Origin of the sequence: Pauljensenia sp. UMB3104 (assembly GCF_030217285.1) — a bacterium.
GTDB lineage: Bacteria > Actinomycetota > Actinomycetes > Actinomycetales > Actinomycetaceae > Pauljensenia.
Genome location: NZ_JASONN010000013.1, coordinates 1 through 21,201 on the forward strand (window position 1 = coordinate 1; position 21,201 = coordinate 21,201).

At 66.9% G+C, this 21,201-nt stretch carries 12 protein-coding genes and 4 tRNA genes; 5 read left to right on the forward strand and 11 right to left on the reverse strand.

Annotated features, from left to right (window positions below; genetic code table 11):
* The first annotated feature begins 501 nt into the window (after positions 1-501).
* Complete coding sequence (locus QP415_RS07250; protein WP_156824702.1) at positions 502-642, forward strand: hypothetical protein; 141 nt, start codon at positions 502-504, stop codon at positions 640-642.
* Between the two features lie 350 nt (positions 643-992).
* On the opposite strand, the gene QP415_RS07255 is transcribed toward QP415_RS07250, so the two are convergent.
* From QP415_RS07255 to QP415_RS07270, 4 genes are all read right to left on the reverse strand, one after another.
* Positions 993-2,435: an Ig-like domain-containing protein gene (locus QP415_RS07255; protein ID WP_285099567.1), complete on the reverse strand. Its 1,443-nt coding sequence runs from the start codon at positions 2,433-2,435 to the stop codon at positions 993-995.
* A 735-nt stretch (positions 2,436-3,170) separates the two neighbouring features.
* Positions 3,171-3,246: transfer RNA gene (locus QP415_RS07260), tRNA-Phe, on the reverse strand.
* A 27-nt stretch (positions 3,247-3,273) separates the two neighbouring features.
* Positions 3,274-3,347, reverse strand: a tRNA-Asp gene (locus QP415_RS07265).
* Positions 3,348-3,396: 49 nt separating this feature from the next.
* A tRNA-Glu gene (locus QP415_RS07270) sits at positions 3,397-3,472 on the reverse strand.
* Between the two features lie 163 nt (positions 3,473-3,635).
* Here QP415_RS07270 and QP415_RS07275 point away from each other — a divergent pair.
* From QP415_RS07275 to QP415_RS07285, 3 genes are all read left to right on the forward strand, one after another.
* Entirely contained in the window at positions 3,636-7,241 is a 3,606-nt protein-coding gene (locus tag QP415_RS07275) for a mechanosensitive ion channel domain-containing protein (RefSeq protein ID WP_285099568.1), read from the forward strand.
* A gap of 250 nt (positions 7,242-7,491) precedes the next feature.
* Entirely contained in the window at positions 7,492-7,896 is a 405-nt protein-coding gene (gene msrB, locus QP415_RS07280) for a peptide-methionine (R)-S-oxide reductase MsrB (protein WP_016460495.1), read from the forward strand.
* 13 nt (positions 7,897-7,909) lie between these two features.
* Positions 7,910-8,770 carry an EamA family transporter gene (locus QP415_RS07285; protein WP_285099569.1) on the forward strand — a complete coding sequence of 287 codons (861 nt, stop codon included), beginning with the start codon at positions 7,910-7,912 and terminating at the stop codon, positions 8,768-8,770.
* 22 nt (positions 8,771-8,792) lie between these two features.
* On the opposite strand, the gene QP415_RS07290 is transcribed toward QP415_RS07285, so the two are convergent.
* The 7 genes from QP415_RS07290 to QP415_RS07315 all read right to left on the reverse strand — a co-directional run bounded on the left by QP415_RS07290 (position 8,793) and on the right by QP415_RS07315 (position 20,504).
* Positions 8,793-10,037 (reverse strand): multidrug effflux MFS transporter, encoded by a 1,245-nt coding sequence (locus QP415_RS07290; RefSeq protein WP_285099570.1) that lies wholly within the window; start codon positions 10,035-10,037, stop codon positions 8,793-8,795.
* Positions 10,038-10,268: 231 nt separating this feature from the next.
* Entirely contained in the window at positions 10,269-12,341 is a 2,073-nt protein-coding gene (locus tag QP415_RS07295; protein ID WP_285099571.1) for an ADP-ribosylglycohydrolase family protein, read from the reverse strand.
* Positions 12,342-12,352: 11 nt separating this feature from the next.
* Positions 12,353-13,426 (reverse strand): PfkB family carbohydrate kinase, encoded by a 1,074-nt coding sequence (locus QP415_RS13320; protein ID WP_306559604.1) that lies wholly within the window; start codon positions 13,424-13,426, stop codon positions 12,353-12,355.
* 12 nt (positions 13,427-13,438) lie between these two features.
* The gene (locus QP415_RS07300; protein WP_306559605.1) at positions 13,439-16,309 is read right to left on the reverse strand and encodes an ADP-ribosylglycohydrolase family protein; all 2,871 of its coding nucleotides are present in this window, start codon (positions 16,307-16,309) and stop codon (positions 13,439-13,441) included.
* A 15-nt stretch (positions 16,310-16,324) separates the two neighbouring features.
* On the reverse strand, positions 16,325-18,283 hold the full coding sequence (locus QP415_RS07305) for a carbohydrate kinase (protein WP_285099572.1): 1,959 nt from the start codon (positions 18,281-18,283) through the stop codon (positions 16,325-16,327).
* Between the two features lies 1 nt (position 18,284).
* Positions 18,285-20,363, reverse strand: a complete 2,079-nt coding sequence (locus tag QP415_RS07310) for a PfkB family carbohydrate kinase (RefSeq protein WP_285099573.1) — start codon at positions 20,361-20,363, stop codon at positions 18,285-18,287.
* A 69-nt stretch (positions 20,364-20,432) separates the two neighbouring features.
* Positions 20,433-20,504, reverse strand: a tRNA-Lys gene (locus QP415_RS07315).
* Between the two features lie 31 nt (positions 20,505-20,535).
* Here QP415_RS07315 and QP415_RS07320 point away from each other — a divergent pair.
* Positions 20,536-21,165, forward strand: a complete 630-nt coding sequence (locus QP415_RS07320; RefSeq protein WP_285099574.1) for a hypothetical protein — start codon at positions 20,536-20,538, stop codon at positions 21,163-21,165.
* Positions 21,166-21,201: the final 36 nt, after the last annotated feature.

Below are 21,201 nucleotides of genomic sequence, written 5' to 3' on the forward strand. Positions count from 1 at the left end.
AACCCACACTCCAACTCAGCGCATAACCCACCCCGAAGGACACAAAACGATTACACCACTCCACAGGACTTGACCGAGAGTGGGGATGAGTCCAACTAGGAATCGGCAAGCGAGTTGAGCATAAAAAAGCTCCTGAACGTAGTTAACGTAGTTCAGGAGTAGAGGTGGCGAGAGGAGATCTTGGTACATGGGGTCTTTACAGCCTGAAGCTGAAGGCAGTCCCGCACCCGAAGTCGCCGAAGCGGCTTCCTTTGAACGGCTGTTACCAGACGTCCGACGCATCCTCTCGCTAGGCCGATATTAGCCTTAAAGCCAAGTTTCGGTCAAGAAAGACATGTAAACAACGCTCTCCTGCTGACACTGGTTTGATCGAAGTTTTTTCCTGTGAGCAGGGATGAGGTGTTCTCGAAACAGTGATAAGGCGCGTACGAGGGTGGCAGCCAGTCCACCTGGGAGTGATCCCCGGGCAGGTGAGCCACCCTCGTCGTCGATACAGACCGCTTGAACGACGAAGGTGGCCGCGCGCTCATTGCTCTCGGCATCCTCGAGGCCGTCGAAGCCTGCATCCGCGTCTCCGAGATGGTCGAACGCCTCGACGGCACCTACATCCACGACGACGACTGGGACTCGGTCGAGCCCTGATGCGTTTCGGTCGTCCCGAGCGAGGGGTATGAGGGCGGTCGTGGCGTGCCCGGATGGACCGAGAGGGCCGCGCAAAAGTTCGTCGAAAACTGATCATCCAAACGCACCCGCGAGAACCCGAGGCCTGTTACGCTAGTCACTGTTTCTTCCGGGTGCTTTCTCCTGTTGAAACGTTCTGTGTAAACGGACGCGCCCACGCGACCGCTCGCCGCCGGTTTCTCTCACACTTTCCCGGCAATGACGAGCCCCGCGTGGGCGCGTTCGCACATGACTTCGCCCCGACCTCGTCGATATGTACGAGGCCGGGGCGTGGCGTGTCCGATGCGTGCCCTCACGCGGAGGGTGGGTGGTCAGGCCTGGCGTCGGCGAGCGGCCACCGCCAGCGCACCCAACAGGCCCAGCATGCCGGCGCCAGCGAGGATGCCCACCATGTCGGCACCCGTGCGAGCCAGCTGCTTCGGCGCGGGAGTCGAAGGAGTGGGAGTCGAAGGAGCGGGAGGCGTAGCCGGGGGTGTGGACGAGCTCGGCGTCGAGGGGGTCGACGGTGTCGGCGTGGCCGAAGGAGTGGGGGTGGTTGACGGGGTCGGCGTCACCGAAGGAGTAGGCGTCACTGACGGCGTGGGCGTGGAAGACGGCGTCGGTGTCGCAGTCGGAGACGGTGTCTTGGATGGGGTCGGGCTCGGAGACGGGGCGGGAGTCGTGGAAGGCGTCGGCTCCGGCGTTACCGAAGGAGTAGGTGTCGGCGTCACCGAAGGCGTCGGCGTCGGATTCGCGTCGCCGTTCGCGTTCCCCGAGCCGTCCGAGTGAATGTCCACGCCTCCCGTGTACAACTTTGCGTTGATGGTCGCGTTGTTGTGGAAAGTAGCGCCATTCCGCACGGTCGCCATGTTGTTGATCGTGGCCTCGTACTGCAGGACGTAGGTGCCGTTGTTCGTCAGGCGTGGGAACGAGGCGGTGAACCCGGTGCCGTCGGCGTTGGCCTCCATCGTGAAGGTGCCGTCGCCGATCCTCGTACCGGCCTTGAGGGCGGGCGCCTGATCGGCCGTGTACTCGGCGTTGTCGTTGTAGTAGAACAGCTTCTCCGACCCGGGCACCAGCGAATAACCGCCGGAGCTCATGTCGAAGGCGTCGACGATCTCGACCTCGCTCGCGCCCTCGGGCAGCTCGGAGCCCTTGATATCGATCTCCCAGATGATGGTTCTGGAGTCGCCCTCCTTGGGGATGCCCCACTTCTGGGTGTGGCGCAGGATGCGTTCGGACGAGGCTGCGATCGATCCGCCGGGCAGGTCCACGATCACCGCGGTGCCGTTCACCGGGAAGGAGATGGTCGACGAGGTCGTGGCGTGCACCGCCTTCGTGCGCACAGTGCCGTGGCCGATGATGTTGTGGTGGTCCTTCGCGTACTCGCCGAAGGTGCAGGTCATGGTCACGCCCTCGCCCGCGGGGACGGAGCAGTCGACGACCGGAACTTTCTCGTCGTTGAGCATGCTGAAGGTCAGCGTCGAGCTGCCCGAGTCCGAGATGATCGCGAGCTCGGGCGGGATCTGAATGCTGAACGTGTCACCCGGCGCGACCTGCTTGCCGGTCGTGTCGATGTCGAAGCTCATCGTCATGACGTGAATGCCGACGGTGGGAGCGGTGGTTTCCTTGTCCTCGCGCGTCAGGGAAATGTTGCTGACGACGCCGACCGAGGTGGCGTACGTGGGGGCGATCGCGATGAATGCCGCAAGTAGCCCGGCGACGATCATCCCGACAACGAGAGGGAAAAAGTGCCCGATACTGCGTGGGTGCACGTGAGTCTCCATTCGTTATGGATGGGGGACGAGGCCGTGTCTGCGGTCTCGGGGTGCCCTCCCATCCGCTTTGGTTTGCAAGTAATGCTGCTTCTTGGAAGGGTACGCTTGTCCTTAATAGTCTGTGCGTTTAATTGCGCCTATTTGTCTATGTCGTGGCGACATTGTGTTAGTCGTCTGCCATTTCGATGGATTTTAGACCGGCCGGTCACGCGACTCGCTGCCGGGCATTCCGGTTATTCGGTAATTAATTGGCCGGCGTTACTATCTCTTGTCGCCCAGTTGTGTTAGTGGTGAAGCTCATACGAGGTGCTCCGCCCTGGGGTTCGCGCTCTCATGTTGTGTGATCTGAAAATGATCGCGCGGCGGCGGTTGGGGGTTTTGCACTACACGAAGCCTTCTGGCGGCGTGTCGCCGGCGTGTCGGACCCCCGTGTAGTGCAATTCCCCCGTTTGGTGGCTGTGGGGTCGCGCCATAGGGCTGCGGGGTCTCGGAGTCTCGGGTCTCCAGAAATTTCGCACGTAATTCCCTCGACGGTGTTCCAAGCTTTGAAGGAAGATCATTGGGATTGCAACGTTTTCTGGTGTCCTTGAAAAATGACCGTTGGAAATTACGTGCGAAATTTGTCTGGCGGAGCGTGTTCGTCGCGCGTGTGGAGCTGTCGGATGGGCATTCATGCAAGCATCCCGCCGCGGGCAAAACAAAAGCCCCGAAGCGCATGCTTCGGGGACTTGCTGGTGGCTCCGACCGGCGTCGATCCGGTGACCTTTCGATTTTCAGTCGAACGCTCTACCAACTGAGCTACAGAGCCAAGACCTGAACCAAAAGGTCTGGTCGGCGACCCCGACGGGACTTGAACCCGCGACCTCCGCCGTGACAGGGCGGCGCGCTAACCAACTGCGCTACGGGGCCTTACAACAGGTAAGACCTATTGAATTGTTCCAGTCACGATAGCGACCGGTGGTACCCCCAACGGGATTCGAACCCGTGTCGCCGCCGTGAAAGGGCGGTGTCCTAGGCCGCTAGACGATGGGGGCCTGCTTGGCCGTCGAACTGGCGTCCGAAGACGGGAGATAGTTTAGGCAGAACGCACGCGGCACGTCAAAACGAAATCAAGTGACAGCTGACACATTACCGGAAAACGTTGCAATTGTGCGGAATTCACAGGATTTCATCAGCTAGGCGACCTACCCTTGATGCATGACTATGACACCAGCACTCGGTGCCCTCGCCCAGGCCTCGGACGCCCTCACGCGGGCGATTACCGACCCTCAATCCGGGGCGGAGGCCGCCGTCGCCACGACCATTGACTTCACCCTCCTGATCCTCGGCCCAATCGTCGGCGCCTTCGTGGGTGTCGTCATCTCGGTCGTCATGTCCGTGCTCCTGCGAAAGGCTTTCGCGAAGGCTGCCACGGCCTCGTCGATCCTGGCGCGCGTGCGCCGCCCGGGCCACTTCACCTTCGCGGCGTGGGGAGCATGGGCGGGGCTCGGCATCGCGCTGGTCAACCCGAATCTATCCGACTGGAACGGCACGTCGATCACGACGTTCCTCATGCACGTGCTCCTCATCGTTGCCCTCGCGTGCCTGACGTGGATGGCCTACGCCGCCGCCTGGGTGTTCGAGGACGCCGCCAAAGCCCGCCAGGATTCTGACCAGGGGCGTTCGCGCCGTTTCGAGACGCAGGCGCAAGTGCTGCGCCGCTTCACCCAAGGGATCGTCGTCGTCGTCGGCGTGGTCGCCATCATCGGCACGTTCGAGGTCGCCCGCCAGGCTATGACGACCGTGCTGGCCTCCGCCGGCGTCCTCTCGGTCATCGCCGGTCTCGCCGCCCAGCAGACTCTCGGTAACGTGTTCGCCGGCCTGCAGCTGGCCTTCACCGACGCGATCCGCGTGGGTGACGTCGTCGTCGCCGGCGACAAGCATGAGACGGGTTCCGTCGAGGAAATCACACTCTCCTACGTGGTCGTGCGCATCTGGGATGAGCGCCGCCTCATCATTCCGTGCCGCTACTTCACGCAGACGCCCTTCGAGAACTGGACGCGTCGCGCCGCAGCCCAGCTCGGCACTGTTGAGCTCAAGCTCGACTGGTCCGCGCCCATGACCCTCATCCGCACCAAGGTTGAGCAGCTCCTGACCTCCACGGACCTGTGGGACGGGCGCACGTGGGGTGTGCAGATCACCGACTCGGACGAGTACACGGTGACCGTGCGTGTTCTCGTCTCCGCGAAGAACTCCGGACACCTGTCCGACCTGCGCGCGTACCTGCGCGAGCAGCTCATCTCCTGGATCGTCACGGAAGAGCCGTGGGCGCGCCCCGCCCAGCGCATCGAGCCCCGCGAGACCGTGACCGTCGAAAAGGACATGAGCCGCGAACGCATCGCGCGCCTGGCCGCTGAGCTTGCCGGAATCTCCGGCACGAACGAGGCCGTGGCCGCCACGGGTGTGTCGCCCGCCCACCCCGTCGCGGGGGAGCGCACCGCCGCAGGTAGTGCGACGGGAGGCGCCGCGTCCACCGCTGGCGCCATGCCTGCGGGCGTTTCGCCCAAGGATCCCGCCCACGCTGCGCGCATGGTCGCTGCCCGCCGCAAGGCCAAGCGCGCCCGCCGCCGCGCGATGGCGGACCGCCAGCGCGAACTCGCCGAGGGCGGACCCGCCGCTTCGCGCGACGAAACCCAGGTGATCTCCAAGGCCGCGCTGCGCAAGATCATCGAGGCCGCCGGTAACGCGAACCCACAGCTCACGCAGACCCTCACCGCGACCTCCATCGGGCGAGGAGAGCGCTTCTTCTCGGGATCCGCCGACGCCGATGAGCGCGCCGCCGCCCTCGAGGGACCCGGCGAAGAGGCCTACGCCGAGCGCGAGGCCGAGGCTCGTCGCGCCCAGGAACGCCGCGAAGGCTACAAGAACCGCAGCTCAGACACCCTGGATCCCGAGGCGACCCTTGCCTTGGCGGCCGTCGGCGTCGAGCCCGTCGTTCCCGAGAATGGAGAGGCCCAGCCGGGTCAGGACACCGCGGACGCCGCCGGTGACGCTACCGGTTCCGGCGAGGCTCAGGGGGCTGTCGCGTCCCCAGGGTCCGCCGCGTCTGTCGCATCCGTCGCGTCCGCTGCGAACAGTGCGACGCCCGGACAAATCACCGAGGCTAATGCCGCCGCTGAGAAGGCCGGTGCCCCCGCGCCCGCCGACGCCGTAGCTGCCGACTCCGAAGCTGGGGCTTCCGAGGGTGGTGAACCCGAGGCTAACGAGCCCGCTCCCGAAACCGAGGCCCCCTCCGAGGTGCCTGCGGTTGACGAGGTCTCCGAGCAGAGCGCCGTGAACGCCGACACGGCCGCTACTGAGTCTGCCGCCGAGGCGGGTGCACCCGACGCTGGCGCATCTGACGCTGGCGCATCCGCTGATTCGGGCGACTCGCACGCCGCGGACACTCAGACCGCCGACGCGCAGGAGGACAGCGCCCTCGCCGAGGACGCCGAGCGTGAGGGTGCACCCGCTCCCGGCACCCCCGAAGAAACGGGCGGCGAGGAGGAGGCCCAGGCCTCGTCGGACGGTGAAATGTCGCCGGACGAACAGGAAACCACGCCGATCCCCGCGCGTGAAACATCCGTGAAACATCCCGTGCAGGTGCCCCCGCCTGTGCGCACCGGCCGACCTGTCATGACTGACACGGTCCAGGCGGTCGCGCCCGCGCTCGTGCCGCCGCCCGAGCCGACCCCCGCTGAGATGGCGGCGTCGCTCGCCGACGAGGAAACCCCCGACGAGCCGACCGTCCACCCCGGCTGGTACGCGGTCGCTGAAGAGGCGCGCCTCGACGCGGAAACCCGCCCCACGCCCACGGTGAAGCCCGCGCGCGTGTCCATCATGGACTTCTTCCCCGCCGTCGCCCCCACGGGCGCCGAGGCCGATGTCCTGCGCGCCGTCACCGGCCAGATCCCGGTCGTCGAACGTCTCGAGCAGGAGTCCGATGAGGGTGAGTCCGCCGCGACTGCGACGGACGACGAGTCCGCGACCCCCGAGGCCGGAGTGTCGGAGAACGACGCCGAAGTGTCGGAGAATGAGGCTGTGGGTCAGGCCGCGGATGAATCTGCCGCCACCGACGAGCCCGCCGCCACCGACGAGCCCGCCGCCCAGGCGGAGGGTCAGGAGAACGCGGAGCAGTCGGATGATGCGGAAAGCATCGAGGAGTCGGACGCCGACGAGGCGGCCGATGACGTTGACGCGTCGACGGATGACACAGAGGCGGACGATGCTGAGGCTTTCGAAGCCCCTGAATCTGACGACGTCGAGTCAACCACCGTCATGGATCCCGTGGAGGCCGCCGAGGCCGGAGCCCTCGACTCCGACGCGACGCAGGTCCTGCCCGCGGTCGACGAGCCCGTGGACGAGACTCTCGTGATGCCGGTGGCGGCCATCGCCGAGCCTGCTTCCGAGGTCGAGCCCGCTTCGCAGACCGAGGACGCCGCAGCGGAAGAGGAAGCCCCGGCACAGAAGGAGACCGCCAAGAAGGCGGCCTCCACCAAGGCTGGCGCGAAGAAGGCTCCCGCGAAAAAGGCTGCCACGAAGAAAGCGACGACCGCGAAAAAGGGCGCCAAAAAGTCCTCCACGACGGCTAAGAAAACCGTGAGCGGCGACAACGCCGCAGCCGGTGAGGGAGGCGACGCGACCCCCGCCAAGGCCGCGAAGGCTCCCGCCAAGAAGGCTCCTGCGAAGAAGGCCGCCGCCAAGAAGGGCGTCGCCAAGAAAGCAGCTCCCAAGAAGGCGGCCGCGAAGAAGGCCTCAGGCGCTGGGCCCGCCACCGATGAGTGATGGGGACAGGTGAACGGGCCACGGCCTCGTGACTGAGGTCGGCGCGAGGAAAGCGGACCGCCCGCACCCACGCACATGTGTGCACGGGTGCGGGCGGTCCGCGACAATAGGGGCATGAACGCTCCCGATCCCACCGCCCGCGGGTCCGGGGCGGTGAGCGCAGACTGAGCCCCTGCCTCGTCGATGGAGGAGCGCGAGGAGAGCGGCCGCACGCGTGCGAGGGCGCGGGTCGCGCGGGACAATAGACGGTATGAACGCAACTGATCCCGCTGCCCGCACCGACGCCGAGTGGAAGAAGCTCCTGAGCCCCATGCGCTACCACGTGCTGCGCGAGGCCGGCACCGAGCGCCCCTTCACGGGCGAGCTCCTCGACGAGGCGCGCGTCGGCACGTACTCGTGCGCGGCCTGCGGATCCGCTCTCTTCGACTCCGACGCGAAGTTCGACTCCTCCTGCGGGTGGCCCTCCTTCTTCCAGGCCCACGACGGCGCGACCGTCGAGAGCGTCGACACCAGCCACGGCATGATCCGCACCGAAGTGCGCTGCGCGACGTGCGGCTCCCACCTCGGCCACGTCTTCCCCGACGCGCCCGACCAGCCCACCGGCATGCGCTACTGCATGAACTCGGCGGCCCTCACCTTCGCGCCCGCGAAGTGAACGCGCGCACTCAGTGAACGCACCCGCCCAGCGCCCCGTCACCGACCGCATCCCACCCCAGCTCTACATCGTCGGCTCCGGCCTCATCCAGTACGTGGGCGCGGCGCTCGCGGTCATCGCCTTCGCGTCCGTCGAACCCGCCTCCGTCGCCTGGTGGCGCGTCCTGACCGGCGCGGTCGTCCTCCTCGCGTGGAAGCGCCCGTGGCGCGGCGGCCTCACGCGCTCTGACCTGGCGATTTCCGCGCTCTTCGGCATCATCATCCTGACGATGAACTCCTCGTTCTACGAGTCCATCGCGCGCATTCCCCTGGGGACTGCCGTGTCCATCGAGTTCATCGGCCCGGTCGCCGTCGCCGTTCTCCGAGGCCGTGGCTGGCGTCCGCGCATCGCCGCAGTCCTCGCGTTCGCGGGGGTGGCGTGCATCGGCGGTCTCGCCCTCGACCTGAGCGTGGCGAGCGTGCGCGTCGGCGTCGCCTGGATCCTCCTCGCGGCCCTCGCCTGGTCGGCCTACATCGTCGTCGGGCAGAAGGCCTCGACCACGCGCGACGGGGTGACGAACCTGGCGCTCGGCTGCGCGTGGGGCACCCTGTTTTTTGCGCCTTTCCTCGGTCCGGGTGCGATGGCGGCCACGGCCTCGTGGAAGCTGATCGCCATCGTCATCGGCGTGGGCCTGCTGTCCACCGCGATTCCCTACACCTTCGAGGCGCTCGCGATGCGGCGCCTGGCGGCGTCGACCTTCGCGCTGTTCGCCGCGATCCTGCCGGCCACGTCGGCGCTGGTTGGAGCCGTCATGCTGCGCCAGATCCCCGGCGTCTTCGAGCTGATCGGCCTAGTCCTGGTGTCGGTCGCGGTGTGGCTAGCCTCGCGCGACTAAGGGCCCTGCGAGGTACCGCCCCTCAGTCGAGGCTGAGGTGGCGCTGCGTGTGCTTGCCGCCGCGGGCGATCACCCAGAACGCGAACCACGCGCCCACCGAACCGACGATCATGACGAGCACCATCGGCACGGCGCTGTCACCGCCCGAGGTCGCCAGGGGAGCGGCGATACCGTTCGCGATCGACTGGAACACGCCCATGACGGACGAGGCCGTGCCCGCGTGCTCGCGCGCCTCGCTCATGGCCTGCGCGCCCGAGTTGCCGAAAATGAACGCGTTCGCCGTCATGACCAGCGCGAAGCCCACACACGTGAGAATCAGCGGCAGGTCGAGGAGGAATGTCGAGATTGCCAGCGTCACCACACCGGTTGCGGTGATCGTGAGGCCCGTGATGATGAGCGTGCGCGGCGTGAAGTGCGAGATCAGGCGCACGTTGACCAGCGCGAAACCGGTCGACAGCAGCGCGTTAAACGCGAACACCCACGCGAAAGCCATGGGGGACAGGCCCAGCGGGCCCTGCAGCACGTACGTGGCGTTCGAAATGTAGCCGAACATGCAGAAGCTCGAGAAGGCGTTGGTCAGCATGAAGCCCACGAAGGGGCGGATGCGCACGACCTGGACGAGGCCGGAGAAGAACCGCGGAATACCGCCGGGGTGGCGGCGATCCTCGGGCAGGGACTCAGGCACGACGAACCACGCGAGGGCCGCCATGAGCAGCGTGAAGGCGGCGAGCGCCCAGAAGACGACCCTCCACGTCGCGTGCGTGATGATGAACGCGCCGAGGACCGGGGCGAGCATCGGAGCGAAGCCGACGATCGCCTGGAGGAGACTCATCGCGCGAGCCAGCGTCTTGCCGTGCGCGACGTCGACGAGGATCGCGCGGCCCACCGAGGAGGCGACGCCGCCGCCAAGGCCCTGGAAGACTCGACCCACGAGGAGCACCCAGATGTTGGGCGTGAACACGCAGATCATGGAGCCGACGAGGGCGATGATGCCGCCCGCGATGATCGGGCGGCGGCGCCCGATCTGGTCCGAGATGGCGCCGCCCAGGACCTGGCCGGTCGCGTAGCCCACGAAGAAGGTCGTGAGCGTGAACCCGAGCATGGTCGAGTTCGTCGCCAGGTCCGCCGTGATCTGCGGGAACGCAGCCGAGTACATGTCGGTCGCCATCGGGGGCACGGCGTTCTGCACGGCCAGCGTGATCAGCAGGGCAACCGTGAGCGCCCCGCCGACGATGCCATCGCGCTTGTTCGTCTGATCAGTCGTCACCAGATGATTGTCCTCCCGCGCGAGTTTGCAATAGTCAAATCGGTTGATTTTTTGACGAATCTCGCACCTGGGGGGCGCTATCTGCGCCGACCTGCCACCGCTGGCGTCGTTCAATCGAGCGAACGTCGAGAGTGCGAGGCGCTCATGCCGTGGGAGGATGTGCGCGATGGTCGCGCAGTCGAGCGCACACGAGGCGCTCACGCCTCGCCCATGCTCACGCCTCGACCGTGTCTACTCCCCGTCCGTGCTCGCCTCCAGCGCATCCGCCGCGGCCTCGATCTCCTCGCGCGTCGGGCACGTCGCCCTGCCGGGCGTGGCCGTGGCGAGGGCGCGTGCGCACACCGCGAGCTGGATCGCCCGTTCGATGGGCAGGCCCCTGGCGAGGGACGCCGCGAAGACACCGGAAAATACGTGTCTGGCCTCGAGTGGGTCCTCGGCCCCGAAGGGCGGTGCCGGGCAGTGCGTCACCGTCGGCCAACTCAAGTCCTCTCCGCCGTAGTTAGGCCTGGAGAAGTGGGCCCCCTCCGGCCCCGAGGGAACGAGAGCGTGGCAATCGAAGAGCCTGGTGGCCTCGAAAGCTGCGCCGCGGAACGTGCGGCTGCCATCGAACGCGGTGCGGTCGCAGGTCATGCGAGTGCCTATCCCCGCGACCTCATCCTGGCCAATAACGAAGATGGTGTTGTCGAAGGGAATGCCGGAGGGCATCTCCCCTCGGTAGGACGTGTCGAGGACGAGGCGCACATGCTCGGGCAAGCGCAGGAGCGCCTCGCGAGCGGCATCATCGTTTCCCAGGTCCCCATAGTCGTATCCGTACGCGCCCGCAAACTCGCCGTCGTAGTAGAGCACGTCGGCCGGGCCCATCGTCTGGGTGAACTCAGCCCACGCACGGATTGGCACCGCGCACTTGTCTATCATCGCCCTGACGACGAGGCGTTGCCCCGCGTCGTCGGTGATCGTCACTCGGTAGCCGTTGTCTATTCCCGGGATGCGCGGCCCCGCGTTGATGATGCCCTCTCGTCGCAGGATTTCCTCGATGAGCGAGGCGTGGGGGCCTTCGCCGATCGGGCCGAGGGAGACGGCCTCGAGCCCCATGCGTCGAGCAGCGCGCAGGACCTCGATGCCTCCGATTAGCTCCATTCCCTCGTCGGCGGCCCACACATCCCCACCCGGCTCGGGGAAGGAAGACACATGTAGCGACTGGTTGAGCACGAGCTGGCCCATGTAGGCGACGCGCCCCACGGGAGCCTCTCCGCGCGCGGAACCGAGCGGAGTCGGAGGCGACACCTGCGTGAACAGTGTCCGTCGTGTCATTCGGGTGGAGTTGGGATCCTCGAACGGGGAAGGCGCGTTGGGCGACTCCCAGGCCGCCGTGGCACCCTCGTCGGACGCATCATCGTCGCGGGCTGCGTCATCCACGGGCGCGGGGCGGCGCGCGACGAGGCGCTCAGCGAGCGATGTCAGGTCGAGGTCGTTGACCTCCTCGACCTGCATCCACGAGCCGCGCCGCAATTCGTGATGCCCCTTCGCCTCGCCGCAGAGAGCGCCGACGATTGCGCTCATGAGGCTGGTGTCGCCTCCTATCCGCGTGATCCCGTAGCGCGAGAGCCAGTGCGCGAGGTACGTGCTCAGTCCGAAACACAGCGGGACCATGCGCGTGGGTTCCGGGGAGGAGCCGAATTGCTCGGTCAGGATCTGCGTGGGCGTCGTTGCCACCTGCATGGCGATGTTCATCGCCCGGCGGGTTGCCGCCACGACGTCTGGCTCCGGACTCCAGGTGCCGCGCGGTTTCAGGGACTCCACGAGGTGGAGGGCCTCCCACAGGCGGTTGTACCTCGTCGATAGCCTCTCCTGAGTCCCGTCCACCTGGAGGGAGACGCCCGCGGCGAGCAGAGCCGTCGCCTGGAACTCCTGCCGGGTGAGGCATTCCCCTCCGCACGCCTCCCATACAGCCTGCCCGAAGGCCTCGGGATCGGCCGTCGAGGTTGCGATGCCAACGGGAATGGCACGCACAAGCTGACGCCATCCCATCGGTGCAGTGTCCGCGCGCTCCCGGATGGTCGCCCCCGCCTCGTCACCGAGAAGAGTCGAGGCCGCCGCCAGGATCTCGCGCGTCACCTCCGTGATCGTTCCCTCGGGAACGCCGGGCTTGGTGGGGTGGACGACGTCACGATCCCACCATGTCGGCGGCGGGCCGTAGGTGCTCTCGATCTCGTCGGGGGCCATGCCGCGGGTGGGCAACCCGGCCGCGTCACCGATCGCGCAGGCCAACAGCACCGCGTGGGCACGCTCAGAGCGTGTGTCCATGTTGCATTCTCCTATTCCGCAGCCGCATCCGCGGTGAGCGCGTCGGCGGCGGCCTCGATCTGGCTGCGCGTCGGGCACGAGGCCGGTCCGACGGCCGTCGTGGACAGTGCGCCCGCGCAGTTGGCCAGCAGGAGCGCCCTCCCCATGGGGATACCATGCGCGAGGGAGGCCGCCAGGACACCGGAGTGTGCGTCCCCCGCGCCGTTCGTGTCGATCGCCTCGACGTGAGGCGTCGGGATGTGGGCCGCATCCTCATTGCTGGCATTCGGCGCTGTCCCGGCGGGGCGCACAAAGTATGCCCCCGCCGCTCCCGCGCGCACGAGGACGGGACGGCCCAGCAGGCCGAGCATCGCGCGCGCCGCTTCGTGAGGCTCACGGCACCGGTCGCAGACGCTCGAATCCCCTCTCTGTTGACCAATCTCCTGAGCCTCCCTGTGGTTCATCGACACGATGACGCCGTCGGAGGGGAGAGCGGACGGGATCCCGATGACTGGGGAGACGTCCAAGACGACGCGCACGCCCTCGGGCAGGACGCGCAGCGCCGCCTCCGCAGCCTCTCGGTTCGCGGGGTGGTCCATCAGGTATCCATCGATGTAGAGGACGTCCCCCGGGCTCATCGTGCGCACGAAGTCCGCCCATGCGCTCGCGGGCGCCATCGTCTCGGCTCCCTTGGTGGAGATGAAGGTGCGCTCGCCCGTGCGGTCCGTGAACGCGATGCAGAACCCGTTGTCAATGCCCGCGATGCGAGGCCCGAGGTCAGTGATCCCCTCGCGCTCAAGCGCCGCTTGGATGAGCGAGGAGTAGGGGCCTTCACCGATTGGGCTGAGGGAGACGGCCTCGGCCCCCATGCGCCGCGCCGCCACGAGGGCATTGAAGCCACCGCCCACGTGCATTCCCTCGTCGATGGCCCACACGTCGCCACCGGGCGAGGGCAGAGCCTCGCCGCGCACGGCGAGGTCCACGAGGATCTGGCCCATGAGGACCACGCGTCCCGTGTGATCGTTACCGTCGGTGCCACCGTGACGGCTGGGGGTCGGTGGTTCCGTTGGCGGCACTGAATGGGTGGTGTCAGAGAGCGGAATCATGCTGTTTTCTTCCTAGTTGGACGCAGCATCATCGGAGACGTACACCCGCCGTTCGACGAGGCGCTCGGCCAGGGGAGCCACGCGCGGGCGAGAAACCCTCTCGATTGTATCGAGGTCGTTGGGAGAGAACATCGTGATGCCGCAAATCGCCCCTTGAACGGCGCTGGAAATCGCCGCGATTAAACTTGTCTCCCCGCCGAGGATAGCGGCGCTGACAGCGGCGAAGCGTGATTCGCTCTTGTGAACGAGTGCGAAGGCAGCAGGAACTGCCTGTGTCGGATCCGCGGACGTGCCGGTCGAGTCGCGCAGGCGCTCGAGGGCATCGCTCCGGTAGTTGGCGACGATGTCGAGCGCCTTGCGCGCAGCTTGCAACACGTCAGGCTCGCTATTCGAGGAGCCTCGCGGGGGAAGAGCCGCCACGTAGTTGATCGCTTCTTGCAGGAAAGAAGCGATTCCACTGGCCCTGTAGTTTTTCTTGTCAATGCCCAAGGAGATTGCCGCGGCGACGAGAGCGGCCGCCTGGAACTCCTGCCGGGTGAGGTTCTCGTTTCCGCAGGCCTGCCACACGGCCTCCGCGAAGGCCTCGGGATCTGTCGTCACGGTCGTGATGCCCACCGGAATAGCGCGCAGAGCGTAGCGAGAACCCGCCAGCTCATCACCCGCACGGTCCTCGGCCTCGCCCCTGAGAGGGGAGATGCCTTCCGAGAGTAGCGCCGATGATGACGCGAGAACCTCGCTCGTGACAGCAGTGAGTGTTCCCGCGGGTGCTGCCGGCATCGTGGGGTGTGAGGTGGGCGCATCCTTCAGAGAGGAAGACCGATGGTAGAGCTCCTGAACCTGCTCCGTCGGCATACCCTTAGCGGGCATGCCGATTGCATCGCCGAACACGACTCCCGCCAGCGCCCCGAAGGCACGGGCACGGCGCTCCAGCTCAACATCGTCTCGCTCTGGCAGGGTGCGAGCCGCGGCCTCGATCTGTTCGCGCGTGGGACACGAGGCCGGACCGGGCATCGTCGAGGCCAAGGCCCCCGCGCAGTTCGCAAGGACGATGCTCTGCTCGATGGCGTTCCCCTCAGCGAGGGCGGCCGCGAGGGCTCCTGTCCAGACGCTGTAAGACCCGTCGTGGTCGGTGGACACGACGGTGGGGGCCTGGAAACGGGTCCGCGGCTCGCTCGCCTCGCCCGTCGCGTGGCGCGGTCGAGCGAGGAAGGACTCGTACGTCATCGTGCTGATGAGCGCGGAACGATGGAAGAGAGACAGGATGAAGCTCGCGGCGTGAGCAGGGACGCGGGAGGCGTCGTAGGCGGTGCGATCGGACATGAATCGCTCACCCAAACGCTGTACCGACCCCTGGTCCAGCACCGTCAGTACGCTATCGTTGCGAACATTACGCGGACCGATGAATGCTCCCGACATGTCTTGGATCACTCGTACGTGCTGGGGGAGGTGAGACAGCGCGTGCTCGGCCGCCGCTAGAACAGCTGGATTGGTTTCGATTCCCGCGTCGATGTAGAGCACGTCGGAGGGGCCCAAAGTGCGGATGACCTCGTCCCATCCGTCCCGTGGCATGCCCGTGATTGTTTCTGTTTCGCCTGGTCCGAACTTTCTGGTGATAGGCGACATGAACCCGCTATCGCCCCCGGTCACCTGTGGTCCGACATTCACGATCCCTTCGCGTGCCAGTGCATCGGTGATGACTGAGGAGCGCGGGCCCTGCCCGATCGGGCTCAGAGAGATGACCTCGACCCCCATGGCGCGCGCCGCCCGCATGACCGTGAAGGGGAGGGAAAGATAGACGCCCTTTCGGGTGGTCCACTCGTTCCCGGCGGGAATGGGGTCCTCCTCGGAGCCCCGGTCGTATCGAAGCATCAGTTCGGACATGACGATGACCCGGCCAGACGACGCCTCTGCAGCGTTTGAATCCCGCTGTTCATCGGTGCTTGGGCCATCGGCAACGGCGCGGGTGGACGCACCAGATTCAGAGGCCTCGAAGGGGGAAGGATCACGCCGGGGCACGCGCGGAATGGAATCGCCCAACGCTCGACGGATCCACTTGATGGGGGTGAGAGGATGCAGTTCGAGGAGCTGACCGGTGATCCCCAGCCAATCCGAGTGAGCGCCCTCAGAGCATTGCGCCAGATTGGGGTCTGGGAGCACGCCGGTTGGCTTGAAGATCCCAGAAAGCGTCTCTACAACCGCCTCGCACAGCGCCGGTGAGCCGCTCAACGCGAAGCACTTCGAGGCCTCGTCGGCGCCTTGTGGAGAGGCAGCCAAGAAGAAAGCGAGCGGAACGATCCGGCTGGAGGGAGCGCAGTCTGACAGCGTTTCCTGAAGTACGGGCGCGGGCGACGAGCGCAGATCCGATTGGGTATTGGCAACCGCCTTCAGGGTGCGCTGGGCCACCTCGAGCACGTCTGGGCTGCTGTCTGTTTCGCCGCGAGGGGGCATCGCGCTCACGACATCGACGGCGTCCCACAGGGGGTCGGTGTAGGAAAGAGGACGGGCATGGATGCGGGTATTGATGCCGATGGACACCGCGGCAGCAAGAAGCGCGGCGGACTGAAACTCGTTCCGGCTCGTACACCCGCATACACGCCACACGGTCTCGGCGAATGCCTCGAGGTCAACCGTCGACAGCGCGATGCCGACCGGTATCGCGCACATGAGACGAGCATCAGCGCTCGCGGTGGTGGGTAGCTGCGTCCCGGAGTGGGTGGTGCAGTCCTCGCCCGGTGCTCGCAGCAGCTGGAGGGCAACGGCCATCGCCGAGGTTGCGACCTCGCAGCCAGGCCCATCGGACGCCTCGAGCGTGTCCGAATGCGCTGCGTCTGCGCGGGCCAAGCCTGCCAGCGCCCCGAGAGCGTAGGGGAGTCGTGGATCCATTCTCGTTTCTCCTTGTTAGGCCTGATTGCGGGTCAGAAGATCGTGAGCGGCCGCCTCGATAGCGTCTCGGGCGGACAATGAGACGGGGGTCGCCAGTGCAGCCGCGCAATTGGCCAGGAGGATCCCTCGTTCGGCACTCATGCCCAGTGCGAGGCAGGCTGCCAGCGTTCCGGAATGAACGTCCGCCATCCGCTCCGCTCTGAACGCCGGATTGATCGAAGGCCCCGCAACCCGTGTGAGAGTGGGGGACAGGATACGGGCGTCATCGAGCGTGGGGCGCGCGAACAGCGCATCATTGTCGTCAGTGCATGCGACGATGTGGCGCGCGCTGAGCAGGCTCAGAGCTGTCGCCTGCTGCTCGGGTTGGTCGCGGTAACGCACGAGAGTAGGGGCAGCGTTGAAGTGCTTGCTGAACGTCGCATGGTTGTCGATTCGTAGCGATACGAGGACGTTGTCGAGAGGGAGATTGGTGGGGATACCCTCGTCCGATGCCCCGTCGAATACGACGCGCACGTGTTCGGGAACTCCTCGCAGGGCCTCGTTCAGGGCCTGTGCCGTGGTGTCGTCGCCCATGAGCGTTCCATCGATCCACAGAACATCCGAGGGCCCCAGGGATTCGATGGCTTCCGACCACCCGCGCGACGCCGCGGAAGGCATCGGACTCCTCGTCGAAAGGGTCAAGAACCAGCCGTTGTTGGGGGTCCCGCGTGGGATCATGCGGTACCCCTCGTCGGCGGAGAACTGAAGGCGGTAGCCGTTGTCCACTCCGCTCAGGTGGGGGCCGGCGTTGACGATGTTCATGCGTCGCATGGCCTGCGTGATGATACGCGCGTTGGGTCCCTGCCCGATGGGGCCGAGCGACACGACCTCGGCTCCCATATGGCGAGCCGCCGCCATGGCCCTGAACATGCCGCCCGCAGTCCGTCCCTGGTCCGACGCCCACACGTGTTCCCCAAGTTTCGGGTACTTGTGTGCGTGCATGAGATGGTCGGCAAAGAGCTCACCGAGGAAAACAACGCGTCCGCGTTGAGAGTCGCCGCGGAGCGCCTTGAGAGGCATGGGTGGGTTGAGGGGCTCGAAGTAGCGCTGGCGCGTGCGCTGGCCAGAATTGTCATCCTCGAACGAGGAGGGCCCCGACGGAGCGGCCGTGTCCGAGGCGCGAGCGTCGCCGGGGTAAGGCACGCGCTTCGCGAGCAGGTCATGTGCACTCTGTTTGAAGTCCTGCGTGAACACCTCCTCAACCAGGGGGTAGCCGTAGGGCCGCAGGAAACTCACGCCACGAACCGCGCCGACCAGCGCGCCGGCGACGGACAGGATCGTGTGCGCTTGGGGGCCCAGGTGCAGGGGAGAGGCCAGGAGGTGGGGGTTCTGGTAGCGGGAAGCCAGGGCAAAGGCCATGGGAACGATCTGCGAGAGCGAATCGCCCGCACCGATGTGCTCGAGGAGACGTTCGAGTGGGGATTCGACGTACTCGTTCATGTCGCTGACGATGTTCAGCGCCCTGCGCGTCGCGGCCACGACGTTCGGCTCCGGGCTCCACTCTCCGCGTTCCTCCAGCGATGAAACGACATCGACGGCTTTCACTAGAACATCGGCCACGCGGAAGTGCGGACTGTCGAGGCCGAGTGACACGGCGGCGGCAACGAGGGCTGACGCCTGGAATTGCTGGCGCGTTGGCTCAACCATCAGATGGTTGTTCCACACGGCGTCTGCAAAGACCTGAGGTCCCTTTGTCGGGGTGGAGATGCCGACCTGGACGCCGCCGATCAGTAGTGCGTACGGGTGTTTGGTGGGGGCCAACAGTGACGGCAGTGTCGGCGGCTCCGCCGATTTGTCGACTGTCAGCAGCTCGAGAATGGCTTTGCACACGCTTGCAGCGTCGGTACTTTCCTCGCCCGAAGTATCGACCCCGAGCGACCGACCGTAAATGAGTCCGGCCATCGCCCCGTGGGCACGATCAAAGCGCGGATCCATGTCAGTTTCCCGACTCGCTCAGTGCGTCCGCCGCGGCCTCGATGTCCTCGCGCGTCGGGCACGAGGCCGGACCGGGCACGGTCGAGGCCAGGGCCCCCGCACAGTTGGCGAGGACAAGGCCTCGCTCAAGTGGGATACCAAGGGCAAGTGATGCCGCCAGGACGCCGGTGTGGGCGTCGCCGGCCCCGTTCGTGTCGACGGCGTCGACGGTTGGGGTCGGGATGTGCGCGGCTGATGTTTCGCTATCGGGGCTGGCAGAGCGAGCAAAATACGCGCCGGATGCTCCGAGGCGAATCAACGTGTCGCGCCCCAGTGTCTGCGCGAGGCGGCAACTGAGAGAGTCAAAAGGCAGGTAGCCGTCAAGTCGCGACTGCTTGGCGATTGCCCTCGCCTCGACGCTGTTCATCGAGATGATCGCGTGGTGCGCGGGCAAGCTCTCCGGGATCCCGATGACGGGAGAGACATCCAGGAGCACGCGCACACCCTCGGGCAAGACGCGTAACGCAGCCTCCGCGGCCTCGCGGTTCGCGGGGTGGTCCATGAGGTATCCGTCGATGTACAGCACGTCGCCCGGGTTCATCGTCCGCACGAAGTCCGCCCACGCGGTCTCGGGCGTCATCGTCTCAGCGCCCTTCGTCGAGATGAAGGTGCGTTCGGCGTCGTGACCGATCATGGCGACGCAGAATCCGTTGTCCATGCCGTCCACGCGTGGTCCGGCATCGACGATTCCCTCGCGAGCGAGGGCGGCCTCGATCATCGACGCGTGGGGTCCGGCGCCAATCGGGCTGAGGGAGATGGCCTCGGCTCCCATCCGGCGCGCCGCCACGAGCGCGTTGAAGCCACCGCCCACGTGCGTGCCCCCGTCACGCGCCCATTCGGAGCCGCCGCCGTGAATCGGACGCGCCCCCTGAAGGACACGGTCCACGAGGATCTGCCCCATGAGGACGACTCGGCCTGCCCCGGGAACGGAGGACGAGGCCGGGGCCGGCACCTCGGGAGAAGCGGCTTCGCTCGAGTCCTCAGTCTTGGAGGCTGCGGGTGCGCTCGCGGCAGGCTCGTGAGCCGCACGCAGCTCCAACAGCTCGAGGGCGACGGACGGCAGGTCCAGGTGGGAGGCGAGTTCGACCTGGGCGAGGCCGCGGCCGACAAAGACCTCAAAGCCGAGGGCGGCGCCCAGGATTGCGCCCGCGATTGCGCCGATCGTGTCGGTATCGCCGCCGATGTTGGCGGCGTCCAGCAGCGCCTGCGGGGAGGGGTCTCGTGCGAGCAGCGCGAAGGCCATCGGGATCGCCTGCGCGGATGCCACGGACGTGCCCACCTGCTCGACCAGGCATTCCAGGGACGAGGACGCGGGGTTGGCGGTCAGCTGCATGGCCCGGCGTGTCGCCGCGACGACGTCCGGGTCGGGGGTCCATGCGCCGCGCTCGGGCAGCGAATCGACGTAGGAGAGGGCCTTCCACAGCAGGCTTCTCAGGTCTAAGGAAGGCGAACGCGCCGCGTCAATACCCATGGACACGGCCGCCGCCACGAGCGCCGCCGACTGGAAGCCCTGTCGCGTCGCGTGCGTGACCTGGCAGGATGACCAGACGGCGTCCGCGAACGCCTCCGGATCCGCCGTTGGCATCGCGATGCCAATCGGGGTGACGCGCATCGCCGCGCCGTTCGTAGTGCCCGCACCGCCCACGGTCAGCGGATCCTCGCCCGCGCGCACGCGCTCGAGCGCCGCCTTCGTGGAGGGCCCCAGCAGGTCGAGCGATCCGCGCTCGATCATCGAATCCTCCCAGGCCAGCAGCGCGTGGGCGAACTCGCCCGCGTCCAGGGCCACGCGACCCGAGGACGTGCCCCGGCCTCGTACCAGGAGGGATGCAATCAGCAGCGCCTGCTCCGTGTCATCCGTGACCGACCCCGCCGGCATCCCCGGCGCGTAGGGCTGCGAGGCGTCACCGTCGACGAGGCCCGTGATGCGCCCGTACACCGCGCGGATTTGCTCGGGAGACATTGCCTGCGTCGGCATGCCCAGCGCGTCGCCGAGCGCCAGGCCAGCCAGGGCGCCGTACGCGCGAGAAAAACGAGGATCCATGCTGCACCTCCAGCGCGGGCGCGCGCCCGCAGATAGCGTGAACGCCCCGGAACGTTCCGAGGCGACCAGTAGGCCCAGGGGGACTCGAACCCCCAACCTACGGATTAAAAGTCCGCTGCTCTACCATTGAGCTATAGGCCCAGCAGCCCCATTGTAGGAGGAAGAAGTCCCCATGGCCCAATCGAAGATGCCGCGACGCCCCGCCATGCTCGACGCAGCCCGGGCTGAGGCCATCGTCGGCGACGAAGATCCCGCGGCCACCGCCGCCGTCGCGCACACCGCTGCCTGGGCCCTCATGGGCGTGGGAGACGAGACCTTCACCGACGCGGACGTCGCTCGCCTGCGCGAGACCGTGCGCACCCGCGGCGTGGATACGATCGCGCACGTGTGGTCGCGCAGCCCCGAGTTCACCCTCCCCGGGGCGCTCTGGCGCGTCTACCTGCTGCACGAGTGGTACCACCGCGATCCGCTCCTGGTGGCTGAGCGCTACGCCGACGGGATGCGCGCGCCCATCATCCAGGGCCTCGAGGCCCCCGTCGAGCTACGCCCCCTGAACCTCATCATGGAGGAAATTGACTCGCTGCTGCGCGGCGACCTGACCGACGATGACCTCGAGTATGTGCTCGCCCAGGCGTCGCGGGCGATGCGCGTGCTCGCCGCCGGCGAGGCCGGGGCCCTGTGGATCGAAGACCCCTCGGACCCGCTCGCCCACCGCGTCACCATGCGCCACTCCGCGCTGCTGGTCACCGCCGACGAGCTCGACGTCGCCGCGCGGGAGGCGGCTGTCGGCTCCCTCGACTGACCCCTCGCCGCCGAGGCCGGGGTGCCTCACCCCGGG